The sequence below is a fragment of the Bacillus sp. MM09(2025) genome, assembly GCF_050496725.1.
Lineage (GTDB): Bacteria > Bacillota > Bacilli > Bacillales > Bacillaceae > Bacillus > Bacillus pumilus.
Genome location: NZ_JBNWEN010000004.1, coordinates 1,832,687 through 1,846,100, shown reverse-complemented (window position 1 = coordinate 1,846,100; position 13,414 = coordinate 1,832,687). Strand labels below are relative to the sequence as shown.

General features: G+C 41.9%; 13 protein-coding genes. 5 read left to right on the top strand and 8 right to left on the bottom strand.

Annotated elements, in window-relative coordinates:
• Window positions 1–76 precede the first annotated feature (76 nt).
• From dctP to ACQYAC_RS15560, 3 genes are all read right to left on the bottom strand, one after another.
• Window positions 77–1,345 carry a C4-dicarboxylate transporter DctP gene (gene dctP, locus ACQYAC_RS15570; protein WP_429943637.1) on the bottom strand — a complete coding sequence of 423 codons (1,269 nt, stop codon included), beginning with the start codon at window positions 1,343–1,345 and terminating at the stop codon, window positions 77–79.
• Window positions 1,346–1,469: 124 nt separating this feature from the next.
• Window positions 1,470–2,153, bottom strand: coding sequence for a response regulator (locus tag ACQYAC_RS15565; RefSeq protein ID WP_429943636.1), 684 nt, complete (start codon window positions 2,151–2,153; stop codon window positions 1,470–1,472).
• Window positions 2,150–3,769 carry an ATP-binding protein gene (locus ACQYAC_RS15560; RefSeq protein WP_429943635.1) on the bottom strand — a complete coding sequence of 540 codons (1,620 nt, stop codon included), beginning with the start codon at window positions 3,767–3,769 and terminating at the stop codon, window positions 2,150–2,152. Before ACQYAC_RS15560 ends, ACQYAC_RS15565 begins: the two co-directional genes overlap by 4 nt.
• Window positions 3,770–3,836: 67 nt before the next feature.
• Here ACQYAC_RS15560 and ACQYAC_RS15555 point away from each other — a divergent pair, with 67 nt between their 5' ends.
• Window positions 3,837–4,934, top strand: coding sequence for a DctP family TRAP transporter solute-binding subunit (locus ACQYAC_RS15555; protein ID WP_323641703.1), 1,098 nt, complete (start codon window positions 3,837–3,839; stop codon window positions 4,932–4,934).
• A 187-nt stretch (window positions 4,935–5,121) separates the two neighbouring features.
• Here the strand turns inward: ACQYAC_RS15555 and ACQYAC_RS15550 are convergent, their stop codons facing one another.
• On the bottom strand, window positions 5,122–5,952 hold the full coding sequence (locus ACQYAC_RS15550; protein ID WP_429943634.1) for an EcsC family protein: 831 nt from the start codon (window positions 5,950–5,952) through the stop codon (window positions 5,122–5,124).
• A 157-nt stretch (window positions 5,953–6,109) separates the two neighbouring features.
• On the opposite strand from ACQYAC_RS15550, the gene ACQYAC_RS15545 reads away from it, so the two are divergent.
• From ACQYAC_RS15545 to ACQYAC_RS15530, 4 genes are all read left to right on the top strand, one after another.
• Window positions 6,110–6,370, top strand: a complete 261-nt coding sequence (locus tag ACQYAC_RS15545; protein WP_003214275.1) for a GlsB/YeaQ/YmgE family stress response membrane protein — start codon at window positions 6,110–6,112, stop codon at window positions 6,368–6,370.
• Between the two features lie 222 nt (window positions 6,371–6,592).
• On the top strand, window positions 6,593–7,870 hold the full coding sequence (locus tag ACQYAC_RS15540; RefSeq protein WP_429943633.1) for an Nramp family divalent metal transporter: 1,278 nt from the start codon (window positions 6,593–6,595) through the stop codon (window positions 7,868–7,870).
• Between the two features lie 70 nt (window positions 7,871–7,940).
• Window positions 7,941–8,510, top strand: coding sequence for a GNAT family N-acetyltransferase (locus ACQYAC_RS15535; protein WP_058015372.1), 570 nt, complete (start codon window positions 7,941–7,943; stop codon window positions 8,508–8,510).
• Between the two features lie 98 nt (window positions 8,511–8,608).
• Entirely contained in the window at window positions 8,609–8,872 is a 264-nt protein-coding gene (locus ACQYAC_RS15530) for a hypothetical protein (RefSeq protein WP_012008971.1), read from the top strand.
• A 40-nt stretch (window positions 8,873–8,912) separates the two neighbouring features.
• Here the strand turns inward: ACQYAC_RS15530 and ACQYAC_RS15525 are convergent, their stop codons facing one another.
• The 4 genes from ACQYAC_RS15525 to ACQYAC_RS15510 form a co-directional block, all read right to left on the bottom strand.
• Window positions 8,913–9,137, bottom strand: a complete 225-nt coding sequence (locus ACQYAC_RS15525) for a hypothetical protein (RefSeq protein WP_429943632.1) — start codon at window positions 9,135–9,137, stop codon at window positions 8,913–8,915.
• A 266-nt stretch (window positions 9,138–9,403) separates the two neighbouring features.
• Complete coding sequence (locus ACQYAC_RS15520; protein WP_061406808.1) at window positions 9,404–9,883, bottom strand: DUF2247 family protein; 480 nt, start codon at window positions 9,881–9,883, stop codon at window positions 9,404–9,406.
• A 3-nt stretch (window positions 9,884–9,886) separates the two neighbouring features.
• Window positions 9,887–11,479, bottom strand: coding sequence for a ribonuclease YeeF family protein (locus tag ACQYAC_RS15515; protein WP_429943962.1), 1,593 nt, complete (start codon window positions 11,477–11,479; stop codon window positions 9,887–9,889).
• Between the two features lie 194 nt (window positions 11,480–11,673).
• A complete protein-coding gene (locus ACQYAC_RS15510; RefSeq protein ID WP_429943631.1) occupies window positions 11,674–13,395 on the bottom strand; it encodes a pyruvate oxidase in 1,722 nt (573 codons plus the stop codon).
• Window positions 13,396–13,414: the final 19 nt, after the last annotated feature.

Sequence of the window (13,414 nt, the reverse complement as noted above, 5' to 3'; positions counted from 1 at the left end):
TGTTTTTTCTTTTCAACACAAGAAAAAACCGAACCCCATGTAGAACATAAGGTTTCGGTTTTTGGTTGTTTTTATACTATACAGCTTGCTTTATATTACGCATTTCTCGAAGGGCTGTTTTGCTCTTCGCTTCGTCAAATTCACCTTCACTTTTCGCCACAACAATTGTCGCGATTCCATTTCCAATGAGGTTTGTGATGGCTCTTCCTTCGCTCATGAATCGATCGACTCCAAGCAGCAGTGCAAGCCCCTCTAGCGGGATGACCTGTAGTGCAGCGAGTGTAGAAGCCAGCACGATAAATCCGCTTCCTGTCACCCCAGCCGCTCCTTTTGATGTGAGCATCAGAACAAGGATAATGGTGATCTGCTGACCGATAGATAGGTCTACACCAAACACTTGCGCTAAGAAGACCACAGCCATCGATAAATAGATCGAGGTTCCGTCTAAGTTAAAGGAATACCCTGTTGGAATGACGAGTCCCACAACAGACTTAGAACACCCGTAGCGTTCCATTTTATCCATCATTCTTGGCAGCACGGATTCTGATGAGCTTGTGCCAAGAACAATTAAAATTTCATCCTTGATAAATCGCAGGTAACCAAGCAGACTGAAGCCATACATTTTACAAATGATGTTCAGCACAACGAAGATGAACAGGAACATCGTCAAATAAACGGAGAGCATCAGACTTGCGAGCGGTTTAATTGATGCCAAACCAAAGTGTCCGATCGTATAAGCCATTGCCCCAAATGCCCCGAGCGGCGCTGCACGCATGATATATCCAATGATTTTAAAGAAAACAAGTGACAGCTTATCAAGCCACTCAATGATTCCTTTCCCCTTCTCGCCAAGTGCAGCAAGCGCAACACCGAATAAAATAGAGAAGAATAAGACCTGTAAAATATCACCCTTAGCAAAGGCATCTACCATATTAGATGGTACGATGTGTGTGACAAATTCCATCCAGTCGATACCCTGTCCCCCATTTTGGGTATACTGCGAAACGTCCCCTTTTTCAAGCTTACTATAGTCCAGGCCTGCACCTGGCTTCATGATATTGACAACAAAAAGTCCGATGACCAAGGCAAGCGTCGTGACGACTTCAAAATAAATAAATGCTTTTCCCCCAACTTTTCCAACCTTTTTCATATCCCCCATTTTGGCAATACCAAGAACAATGGTTAAGAAAATAATTGGTGCAATGACCATTTTAACGGCATTGATAAAGGTGTCACCAAGCGGCTTCATTTCTTTTCCGACGTTTGGCCAAACCATCCCGACAATGATCCCGATAATGACAGCTGCAACCACCTGAAATGTCAGGTTCTTCAAAAGCCTCTTCATAAAAAATCAACTCCCTCACCCTTTGATGTAAACGCTTAACTGTTATCTGTAGCTAAATGATAGCGATTTCACCAAAGGCTGTGAAGCTTATGAACATATCGTACATTTTGGTCTTTTTGGTCTCTTAGTCAGAATGTACGATATATTTATTAACAGGCCGGCCAACCCCGCCATATTGCATATCTAATTTCAGCTCGCCTTCTTTCACTAAGAAGTCTAAATACCGGCGTGCCGTGACACGTGCAATGCCAAGTGCATTGGCAACTTCCTCCGCAGACTGCGGTCCTTCCTGTAAGCTCATATAGGCTTTAATTTCATTCATCGTATGCACATTCAGCCCCTTAGGAAGCCAAGCATCTTCCTGCTTAACAGCAGGCTTTCGTATGATATCATCCAGCATCTCCTGAGAAAATTCTGCTGCTGTACGAATTTTAGATTTAAACGCTTTATAGCTTTCAAGTGATTCTTTCATACGCTCGAACTTAAATGGCTTGATGATATAATCTCGCGCACCATTTTGAAGCATGGTGCCAATCGTCTCTTTGTCCTTTGCCGCAGAAATAACGATCACGTCCACCTGTATCTTTTGCTTTCTAATGTCTTGAAGCGTCTTTACGCCATCTTTTTTTGGCATATATACATCGAGGACAACAAGGTCTGGACGAATTTCTTTGATGAGCTGGATGCCCTGCTCCCCATTACCTGCGATTGCCGCCACTTGAAAGCCAGGAACACTCTTAATGAACTCCTTATTCACTTCTTGCACCATCGGATCATCTTCAATTAATAGCACCTTAATCTGAGTCATCTGTCTCTCTCCTCTATGATCATTGGGAATTCGATTGAGAAGGTGGTACCAATGCCGATGCTTGATGTGACTTCTACATTTCCCATCCCTTTGTCGATAATCGTTTTTACAATATACAGACCGTAGCCTGTTCCGCCTTCTTTGCCGTGTGTGAAACCTTTATCGAAAATATAAGGAATCATTTCCTCTTCAATCCCGGAGCCATTGTCTTCAATTAAAATCGCGAGGACATCCTCGGTTTGATCAATACTAATAGACATGCGTTTTGTGTCTCTTTCTACAGTATCATAAGAGGCAAAAGCATTCTCGATCAGGTTGCCAAGCAGCTTTGTCATATCATGCTGATCCAGCCGCTCAGGGAAATCACACAGACAGCTATGTTCGTCTACTTCGACCTTTATGCCTAGCTCCTTGCCCCTTCTGATTTTACTCATCAATAATCCCGCAACGGCATCATGCTGAATAACGCGGTGAAGAAAGTCCAGCACATGTTCTTGCTCTTCCGTCGTTTGAAAGGCTAGATCAAGTGCCTGATCGGGTTTACCAAGCTGAATCAGCCCAGCAATCGTATGAAGCTTGTTCATATGCTCATGATTTTGTACCCGCAGACCGTCAACAAAGTTCTTAACTCCGGTTAGCTCCTCTGCCAATTTTGCCGCTTCTGTCCGGTCCTGAAAAATGGCGACCGCTCCGATAATTTTCTTTTTCATGACAATCGGAATCCTGCTGCTCATAATCCGCTTTCCGCTCATATGAATTTCTTCATTATAGACGGGCTCAGCGCGATCAATAATCTCTGGAAGCCTTGTGTCAGACAGCACATCCCAAATATTCCTGCCTACGACATCCCCTGTCACGCTAAATATTTGCTTCGCCTTTTCATTAAAAATGGTGATCATGTGCTGATTATCAATGGCGATAACCCCTTCATTAATAGAGTGAAAGGTTGCGGTGCGCTCCTCTAGCATTCTGACAATCTCATGCGGCTCCAGCTTAAACATTTGCTGTTTAATATGACGAGCAAGCAAAAATGAACCTACAAGCCCAAAGCTGAGCGTCAGCAAAAGAATCATGAGGATATCCCGCTTCATTTCTCCTAATATATCTACCATACTTGGCAGTGTTCTCCCTACAAGGACGACCCCAGTTTGATTAAACTGGTCATCCTTCACTGGATAAAAGGCTCTGATAGCTGTCCCAAGCTCTCCCTCTGCTTCTGAGAAATAAATGTGCTCGGCAAAAGCAGGCTCTTCATCTGTCCCCTCCGAGCGCTGGCCAATCCTTGTTTTCACTGGATGCGTTAATCTCACATGATTCATATCCATGACGACAATGTAGTCAGCGTCTTGAATAATCCGAATCTCTTCGATGGCGTGCTGTAATCGATCACGTTCTTTTGTTTGATCGGCTAATGCCTGCTTTACCTCATTCATCTCAGCCACTGTTCTCGCTGTGTTCATGAGCCTTTTTCGAAGCTCTCGTTCCTCTGTTTGCTGGATTCCCCCAACAAGGACAATTCCTCCGATTAAAAGGGCAAAAATGACAACGAAATATGTGAGGATGGTGAGCTTCCATCTAATAGATAATTGTTGTAATTTCAATCGATTTCTCATCATTTTTTCACCTGTATCTTTACGAATTCTTCCTCGGTCAAGTATGCTTGACATAAGGGGGATCGGACGCATGAAGAATTTACTCGCCTATACACTATTGCTCTTGATCGGTTTTGTAACCGCTTTATACTTTGGTTTTTATCATATGATGCCAAAAGCAGCGACGACCTTTGACGATGAACAGACAGGGCTGAAGGAGCAGCTTGTGTTCAAATTTAGCCATGTCGTGGCAGATAATACACCAAAAGGGCTTGCCGCAAAGAAATTTGCTGAGCTTGTGCACGAAAAATCCGATGGCAAGATCACCATTCAAATTTTCTCCAACGGAAGCCTATATTCTGATATAGAAGAAATTAATGCACTCAAAGAGAATCAAGTTCAATTTATCGCACCATCTACCTCGAAGCTCGGCATGCTATCCCCTGAGTGGCTGGCACTTGACCTTCCCTTTGCTTTTTCTAATTATGATGCGGTTCAAGAAGGCTTGCACGGTGCAATTGGACAAAAATTGTTTGGCACCCTGCAAAAAGACAGGCTAAAAGGAATGGCGTATTGGACAAATGGCTTTAAGCAAATCACCTCTAATAAAGGTCCAATCAAACAGCCTAGTGATTTAAAAAACCAATCTCTCCGCATTATGCAAAGCGACATGATTGAAAAACAATTCAAACTTCTTGGCGCAAAGCCCTATCAGGAATCGTTTAATTCGACGTTCCAGCTACTAGAAACAAAAAAAGTAGATGGTGAAGAAAATACCATTTCAAATATTTATTCAAAAAAATTCTATCATATACAAGACTATATGACGATCAGTAATCACGGGTATTTGGGCTATGTGGTCTTAACAGATCAATCCTTCTTTGATCGCCAGACACCTGAAACGAAACGAATTTTACTTGAAGCGATGGAAGAAACAACAGCTTGGAATGAAAAACATGCGGAACAGATGAACAAGGATCAACTGGAGGACATTAAACGGGAATCACCAATTGCCATTCATGAATTGACACCAGCAGAAAGACAAAATTGGGTGAAAGCCCTCGATCCTTTGTATGAGGAAGCCGAAAAAACCATTGGTTCTACCCTAATTAAACAGATTCGTGAGCTGCGTGCGCGTTATGAACATTCTCCGATCCATGCTTTTCAAGAAGAGGAAAAAACCAAATAAAAAATCCCTTTGAGTAAGGGGATTTCAGATTGTTGACAAAGGGCTAAAATGATCTTGATTTTAGCCCTTTGTCTTCTTTTCAGCGTGATAGAAAACCTTTGCAGCCCTAGGAAGGAGCGAATTTGACATTCGTGAGCACCAGCGTGCAGGACTGACAATGAATGCGAGGGTTTGTCTACACGCCGCGTTATGCACCAGATTCACTCTGTTCTTGCTGCGTGAGCTCTTCTAATCTTGAAGCAATTCTTCGCTTTCGGTATTGCATCATGCCTGTTTCAGCAATACTTTTTAGTTGTGAGCGGTTGGAAACTGCGCCAAATAAAATCCCTGCTACAGGAACAAGCTGAAACAGCTTCTTCCAGCCAAATGAATCTCGGTAATTATAGACTACCTCACGCCACCCTTGGATTTGCGAGAACATGTTTTCATGTTTCCCTTCGGAAGCATGATAGCTTCTGAGCTCTTTTAATATCGATTTCTTCCCAACCACATCAGCAGAGGTCAGCTGTAAGCATTTTATGATGAAGACCCGTTCTTCCTTGTTTTTAGGATCATAGCCATATGTGACGGCAATATCCTGTAATGTTTTAAGGGAGAGACCAAGTACCGCAGGAATATCTGCAGCCAGTGTAAACATACCACCGACACCCGTTGTCGCCCCTTGTACCGTGGCGAGATTTGTCCTATTTTTCCCCATATGTTCACTAATGGCATCCATGATTTCAATTGGTGCTTTTTCAATATCTTCTATACGCTGAATGGAATCATCGGCACATTTCTTTTGAAATTGATGGATGATGCCTTTTTCTGATGTCAAATAGGCACCTCCTGATTGAATGTAATGCCCCATTTCATCTAGCAGCACACCAATTTTTTTCTGGATAAAGGCAGGCGTCAGCTTGTCCAGCATTTGAAATGGCAGGCGGCTGAGTTTCTCCCAAAACCATACCTTTTGCTGATCTTTCTCCCACTGTCCAATCTGCTTTAATTGTGCTTTTAGCCACTCTCTTTCCTCCATGCCTTTTTCCTCCTTAGATGCTGCTGAAGTATTTGGTTGTTATTATACACAATCCTTTTCCATCATACGTATAGAACATTGAATCGGTTTCGAAAGGTTTGAAACTTTTTCAAAACGGTTATTGCTTAATACACAAACAAAAAGAGGAGTGATCAACATGTTAGGATTTCTGATTTCATTAGTTGTGGCGATTGTCATCGGCCTTATTGGCAGTGCACTCGCTGGAGGTAGTGTACCAGGAGGATGGATCGGTTCAATGATTGCAGGACTTGCAGGTGCTTGGATTGGTCATGGATTACTTGGAACGTGGGGTCCTAGTTTGGCAGGCTTTGCGATCATTCCAGCCATCTTAGGTGCAGCGATCTTTGTCATCATCTTAAGCCTGATCTTCCGTAGTGTGGGATCAAGGGTATCTTAAAAAAACAAATAACAGAGGAAACAGTAGGGACACCGTCTAAAAGGCGGTGTTTTTTATGTGTTGGATTGACAAGGTATCTATTTTTTTCACTTACATATGATAAACAAACCTATTAGTTCAGATAGTTGACTTTTCATAAAGATGGGCATATGATGATTAAAAATTGCATCAAGGAAACTTTTTGTGCCCAAGCAAAACTTTGTAGAATCTAGGTGATGACATATGACAAACAAATACATCAAGGCACAGGCACACATGTCAGAGGCAGCTGAGCGTGCACTTGAAGGAAAAGTCAAAGGGTTTAGAAGACTCCTTCCTTTCCTCGGTCCTGCTTTTATCGCAGCCATTGCGTATATTGATCCAGGAAATTTCGCCACCAACATTGCGGCTGGCTCCAAATATGGATATCTTCTTTTATGGGTCATTCTCATATCAAATCTCATGGCTTTGCTCATTCAGTCCTTATCCGCAAAGCTTGGAATCGCGACAGGTAAAAACTTACCTGAAATCGCACGTGAAGAATTTCCAAAGCCCGTTTCGATCGGTTTATGGATTCAAGGAGAACTCGTCATTATTGCCACGGATTTAGCTGAGTTTATTGGGGCGGCACTTGGTTTATACTTACTCTTTCGAATCCCGCTGCTTGAAGCATCCATAATTGCAGCCATCGGATCATTTGCGATTTTAGAATTGCAAAGACGAGGATATCGTGCATTAGAAGCCGGCATCACCGGCATGCTGTTCGTTGTCGTGATCGCTTTCGCTGTACAAACCTTTGTCGCCAAACCAGATATCGCAAATGTCGCTGGCGGGCTGTTCATTCCAAAATTTGATGGCGCAGACAGCGTGCTGCTTGCAGCTGGCATATTAGGTGCCACTGTGATGCCTCACGCAATCTACTTACATTCAGCTTTAACCCAAAAAAGAGTTGTCGGCAGAACGGAAAAGGAGAAAAAGCAGATTTTCCGCTTTGAGTTTTTAGATATCCTCATTGCAATGATCGTCGCTGGGGCCATCAATGCCAGCATGTTGATTGTGGCTGCCGCTTTATTTTATAAAAATGGTCTCTTTGTTGAAGATTTGGATGTTGCGTTTCAGCATTTTGGTACACTCGCAGGGCCTGTATCAGCCATCTTATTTGGTGTAGGTCTGCTTGTAGCCGGACTCTCCAGCTCTTCTGTCGGTACATTGTCAGGCGATATCATTATGCAGGGCTTTATTCAATACCGGATTCCGCTATATGTTCGCCGGCTGATTACCATCATTCCTCCGATTGCGATTATTGCATCTGGAGTGAATCCGACCTCCGCGCTTGTGATGAGTCAGGTCGTTTTATCGTTTGGGATTGCCTTTGCTCTAATTCCACTCATTTTATTTACAAGTAAAAAACGAATTATGGGAGGATTAACGAATGCCCGCTGGGTGACAGGAATATCTTGGGTGATAGCAGCTCTTGTTGTAGCACTTAATCTCTTCTTAATTGTAGATACGTTTATGTAAAAGACAGTGTTGAGCTGTCTTTTTCTTTCCATTTGGTTATGGTAGAATTCCCCTGAGAGGATGTGGGTTCATGTTTGTTTATCAGGATCAAGAGATATCTATGCGGCTGCTTGAGCCAAGAGACGCAAGAAGTCTGTATTTGCTCATCCAGCGGTCGAGAGAGCATTTACGTGAATGGATGCTTTGGGTGGATTCCACACAGACAGAAGAAGACAGTATGGCGTTTATCCAAGGTGCGATGCAGCAAGCGATGCAGAACAACGGTTTTCAAGCGGGCATCTGGTCACATGGAGAACTTGTCGGCATCATTGGTACCCATCAAATTCATTGGATCAATAGAACCGTTTCAATCGGCTATTGGCTCGGAGAAGGCTATCAAGGAAAAGGCATCATGACAAAAGCATGCCAAGCTGTCATTCGCTATTTATTTGAAGAGTGCGGGCTGCACCGTATTGAGATTAGGGCTGCTGTCGATAACCAGAAAAGCAGACGCATCCCAGAGCGATTATCCTTTTCGCTTGAGGGAATTTTACGGCAATGTGAATGGCTGGGCAATCGCTTTACCGACCATTGTGTGTACGCCCTTTTACAGCCTGAATATATGAAACAAAAAACGCATTCGATGAATCAACCCACTTAATTGTGTCGATTGCATGAATTATTTTACAAAGTGAAGCTTTGTAGTATCCGTTGTGATCGGCATCTGATAAAATAGAAGGAAAAATCGAGGTATGATGTATGTCTCTTATTATTTTATTTTACTTATGGATTGTCCCTTTAGTATTTGGTATTTTCTTCTCATTCCTAACAAAGAAAGCCACCTACAAACGCCGCTTTGTCCCATCCTATAGCATGATAGGACTCAGCATCGTTTTTCTCATTCTGGCACTCGTCTTTTCAGCCAGCCATTTTCTATTTATTTGCGGTATGTTCCTATTTGCCACCACACTAGTTGGCACAGGCATCCCCTTATTCTTAGCCTTTGGAAAAACACCATCCTAAACAAAAACCACCTTTTCGCGATGGAAAGGTGGTTTCTTTTTTATTGAGGCGGCATTCGGTAAGTCATTGTGGCATTTGGATGTTCTTCAATCGTCTTCATCATGTCTTGAAGGATCTCGGCTGCACGATCATTTGAGTCATACTTGCCGAGCATCTTTGCCCAAGAAGTACTTCCTAAGATCATCCCTTCAATTTTTTTGCCGCTTACTGAGACTTCTTGTACATGAATTAGAGTTTGCTGGTTTTGTGTGAGGATCCATAGCATGGTTTTTCTCCTTTTTTGTGGTGGTTGGATTTGATTAATATATGATTTCCAATTATGTGTGGAGTGATTTTGTTTGCTTTTTATTAGAAATTTCACCAGTATTTTCATTTTTAAATTTCTCGGACATGATACTTATTTTAAGGTCACTCAATGTTTTTTCCTCCATTGCTTTCAAAAAAACAAATTCACTTTATTCTTTTATCATATCAATCTTTACATGCTTTGAAAGCGAACGATGGACAATTAGTCCATCGTTCGCTCTCTAGTTATTTAAAAATTAATTTCTTTTCTGTCTCTAAAAACTCTTCTACAAGTTCTTTAATTGTATTTTTTGAATCATGAGGGTAATAAAATGCGTCTGAAACTTTTCTAAAGAAGTCATACATATTTTCCGGTGTATTAAAGATTGAAAAAATATTTTCAATTTCTTCAAAGATTTCTTCATCACTTGAGTTAATATACGTCTCTTTCATAGTGCTATATAGCCACTTATGATATTCTCTTTTCATGTCTTCCGAAGAACTGTCAGAGGTTATGCTTTCAAGTATATTATCTACTTTAACTTCTTCTTGTTCCCAAGCTAATTCAAGGATTAATTCATTATTAGCATTAGGGTTACTTTCTAAGTATTTAACAGCATAGTTTGTTACTTCTAAAGCAGAAATTAAATTAAACTGTCTACCAACAAGCAGCGTAGACCAGTTACAATCAAAACCATTTTTCGTGATTATTTCTATTTTATACAATTTCTATTTCCCCCATTGATTTATTTTTCCTGTCACTTTGCCCCCAGGTATAAAAGTTCTATGGGTCACTGTATTCGTTGTTGGATCTACCACCCATTCAAACACGCCATTCCTTATTTCTTTCGACTGTAACATTTCAGGGGCATTGTTCTTTACTTTTACATATTTCGTTTCGTACTTAACCACTGAGCCCTCTATTTGATACAACGAATCCATATGGCCTTTTCTATTTGGTAAATCAAATCTCTTAGAATGAACTGCGTAGTTGTCAATTATATCATTAAAGCTATGATAAAAATCATCTTTCAATGCACTACCTACTCGTGGATTTTCTAAAACTGGATGCTTAAGTTCCCTCGTATTCTTAATTCCCATCTTCCCATGAAACCCTTTCGCCCCAAACGGCAAAAGCATTCCAAGCGCTGCGTTCATACTCGCTTCCTGCTGTTCTTTTGAGACCTTATTACCAAACATATCACGGCCCGTAATCGCTTCGCTGAAGCCGTTGGTGGCGGTGAGGCCATATAAGCCTTTTTGAGATGTTTTTAAGGCGTCAAAGGATTTTTGCGATGTCTTGTAGATGTCGACTGCTCGTACTGCGGCTGAGGTGGCTTGGGTCGTTTTATAGACGGCTTTTCCGCCTTTGAAAATGCGCCCTGCCCAGCCGACGATAGGGATATATCCCGCTGCTGCCATGCCGCCTGCGGCGATGCGCTGTCCTGCGGTAAGTTCTTCGCCTGTGATCGGGTCAACGCCCGTTGCGGCGCGTTTTGCATCGTTCACGCCAGTTAGTTCATTCACAATATTCCCGCCATAATCAAGTGCTTTTTCATACCAAGGACGGTTAGCGAGTGCTTCTTGTTCCTTTGCGATTTCGCGGGCTTTCTGCTGTTCTTTTTTAATATTGAGATATTCGGCAGTTTGCTTCTCAATATCGCTTTTTGCCTTGTAGATTTCGCTATTATGATACGCTTTCTTGTCAAAATTCATAGGTGAAATGGCTTTTCCGTCATTTGTCGCATTCATCATTTCTGCGTACAATGCCATTGTAGCTTGCTGCTCCGTTTCTGACAAAGCATATTCATCTTTTATATTTTGATCAAGCTCTCTTAGGTCTTTCACTGTCTTTTTTCGCTCGTCTTCCGCATCTGCAATCTTTTCATCAAAGGTTTGGCTATCAAATACTTCTAGAGAAATGAGGTCGTCGATGTCTTGAAAAATCGTTTTAAGTGCCTTTTTTTGATCCTTTACAATGCTTTTGGCATTTTTGATGCCCATATGTACAGCGTTGTCTAAAAAGTGTTCTTCTACAAAGGTATCGCCGCCAAAGTTTGTATCATCTAGTGTCCCAGAAACACCTTCATGAAAGGCTTTTTGCTTATCGATGAAGCTGATGAACATATCTACATTTCCGGCGAGCTCTTTGTAGAAACTTTTAATGTTATCGGCACCTTTCCCAGTGAAGTCATCACCGAGATTAGAAACACCTTGTAGTGCTTTTTTTAAATCTACCATTTGTTCGCGGAGTTCCTGGTAGTGTTTTGCTCTTGCGTCCATAGCACTTGTTAGTGCTTTTGCATCAAGTATCTTGCCCAGAAGAAGTCACTCCCTCCATTATTGATCATAAAGTCTATATTACCTTTCTCATCGAATTGGAAAAATAGGCTTTAAGTTACAAAAATAATTTTCGGATATTTTAATAGAGATGAAGGCAAGTGACAATTGAAATGATTTTCCTAATCATCACAAAAAAAGTCAGCCTTCTTTTCAGAAGACCGACTACCTTTTGTTTAGAAAAAGCGTTTGAGGCTTTTCTTGAGTGGAGGGATATCCAGCTCACCTTTTTCAAAGAATTTTTTCAATAAATATTTACTGAAGCCTGCTGCTTGGGTGTAAGTAATTTTCCCAGGTAACGGAGGTTCATTGTCTACAGCGACATCAATAATGACTGGCTTATCGGATTGAAGGGCTGTATCAAAGGCTGGGGCTAATTCTTCATGTGATGACACGAAGATTCCTTTGCCGCCACATGCCTCTGCAAACTTAGCAAAATCAATATCCTCAAGCTCTATACCATAATTCATGTTTCCTTTTACCTGTTGCTCATATTCAATCATTCCTAAATTGTTGTTGTTTAAAATCACGACAACGATCGGCAGCTTATATTTTACAGCTGTCACAAAGTCTTGCATGACCATTGTGAAGCCTCCATCACCACATACGGCAATGGCTTGTCGGTTCGGTTCATTCAATTTCGCTGAAATCGCACCAGGTAAACCACACCCCATTGTGGCAAGCCAGCTGGAGATAATGAAATCCTGCTGTTTCATTTCAAAATGACGTGCCATCCATACCGTCACATTACCAACATCAACTGAAAGAATAGCGTTGTCCTCAACTGCTTCTTCTAGTCTAGCAATGACTTGCTGTGGCTTAATCGGTGAAGTAGCAACAGATTTTTCTTTATCCATTTCTTCTCGCCACTTCATCATATGCTCTGTACAAGCTTCAAGAAAGCCACGCTGCTCTTTATATTCAATGTAGGAAGTCAGTTCATGCAAACCACTTTTGCTGTCGCTCACGATTCCCACATCTACTGGATATCTTTTACCGATTTGATCTGGTTTAATATCCAGTTGAATGGCTGGCGTGTCCTCTGGTAAGTAGTCTCTATATGGAAAGGAGGTACCAAGCATAATTAAGAGATCACATTCTTCCATCGCTTCATATGCCGGCTTCGTTCCAATTTGACCTAGATTACCTAGAAAGTATGGATGTCTGTCTGGCACAACCCCTTTTGCAGGGAGTGTGATGACGATAGGAGCCGCTGCCTTTTCTGCAAATGAAAGAAGCTCTTCTTTTGCATGTCTTAATCCTTTACCTGCTAAGATGACCGGCTTCTTCGCATTATTAATTAGCTGAGCTGCTTTTAGCAGTTGATCTTTCTTCGGCCGTACTTCTCCCTCCACATAAAGAGGTGATGTATAAACGGGTTTACGCTTTATTTTTTGAGAAAATAAGTCATCCGATACGGTGAGAACTGCCACACCTTTATGGGTATAAGCTGCTTTGATGGCTTGATTCAATAAGTCAGGCAGCGCCTCTGCTGTCTGTACCTGCTGATTAAAGACAGCGACATCGTCAAACATCCGCTCCAATTTGATTTCTTGGAATGCATCTCTGCCTACTTCGGCTGAAGCAACCTGCCCTGCAATTGCTAAAACTGGTGCACCATCTGCTTTTGCATCATACAGTCCATTTAATAAGTGGACAGCACCCGGTCCAGCGATAGATAAGCAGACACCGAGTTTACCTGTTAGTTTCGCATCAGCTGCCGCTGAAAGTGCTGCCACTTCTTCATGTCTCGTTTGGATAAATTTTATTTGGCTTGATTCATGCCTAAGTTCTTCAATCAATTCGTTTATGCTGTCGCCGGGCATTCCATAAATATGTTTCACGCCCCACTCTTCCAGTAGCGCTGTTACTTCTTTTCCTGCGGTTCTTTGCGGCATGTGAGAAAACTCCTTTTTT

What these genes read in the sequence shown, in the direction of transcription:
- dctP (WP_429943637.1), bottom strand. Translation starts at nt 1,345, where the DNA reads ATGAAGAGGCTTTTGAAGAACCTGACATTTCAGGTGGTTGCAGCTGTC.
- ACQYAC_RS15565 (WP_429943636.1), bottom strand. Translation starts at nt 2,153, where the DNA reads ATGACTCAGATTAAGGTGCTATTAATTGAAGATGATCCGATGGTGCAA.
- ACQYAC_RS15540 (WP_429943633.1), top strand. Translation starts at nt 6,593, where the DNA reads ATGACAAACAAATACATCAAGGCACAGGCACACATGTCAGAGGCAGCT.
- ACQYAC_RS15535 (WP_058015372.1), top strand. Translation starts at nt 7,941, where the DNA reads ATGTTTGTTTATCAGGATCAAGAGATATCTATGCGGCTGCTTGAGCCA.
- ACQYAC_RS15530 (WP_012008971.1), top strand. Translation starts at nt 8,609, where the DNA reads ATGTCTCTTATTATTTTATTTTACTTATGGATTGTCCCTTTAGTATTT.
- ACQYAC_RS15525 (WP_429943632.1), bottom strand. Translation starts at nt 9,137, where the DNA reads ATGCTATGGATCCTCACACAAAACCAGCAAACTCTAATTCATGTACAA.
- ACQYAC_RS15555 (WP_323641703.1), top strand. Translation starts at nt 3,837, where the DNA reads ATGAAGAATTTACTCGCCTATACACTATTGCTCTTGATCGGTTTTGTA.
- ACQYAC_RS15560 (WP_429943635.1), bottom strand. Translation starts at nt 3,769, where the DNA reads ATGATGAGAAATCGATTGAAATTACAACAATTATCTATTAGATGGAAG.
- ACQYAC_RS15550 (WP_429943634.1), bottom strand. Translation starts at nt 5,952, where the DNA reads ATGGAGGAAAGAGAGTGGCTAAAAGCACAATTAAAGCAGATTGGACAG.
- ACQYAC_RS15510 (WP_429943631.1), bottom strand. Translation starts at nt 13,395, where the DNA reads ATGCCGCAAAGAACCGCAGGAAAAGAAGTAACAGCGCTACTGGAAGAG.
- ACQYAC_RS15545 (WP_003214275.1), top strand. Translation starts at nt 6,110, where the DNA reads ATGTTAGGATTTCTGATTTCATTAGTTGTGGCGATTGTCATCGGCCTT.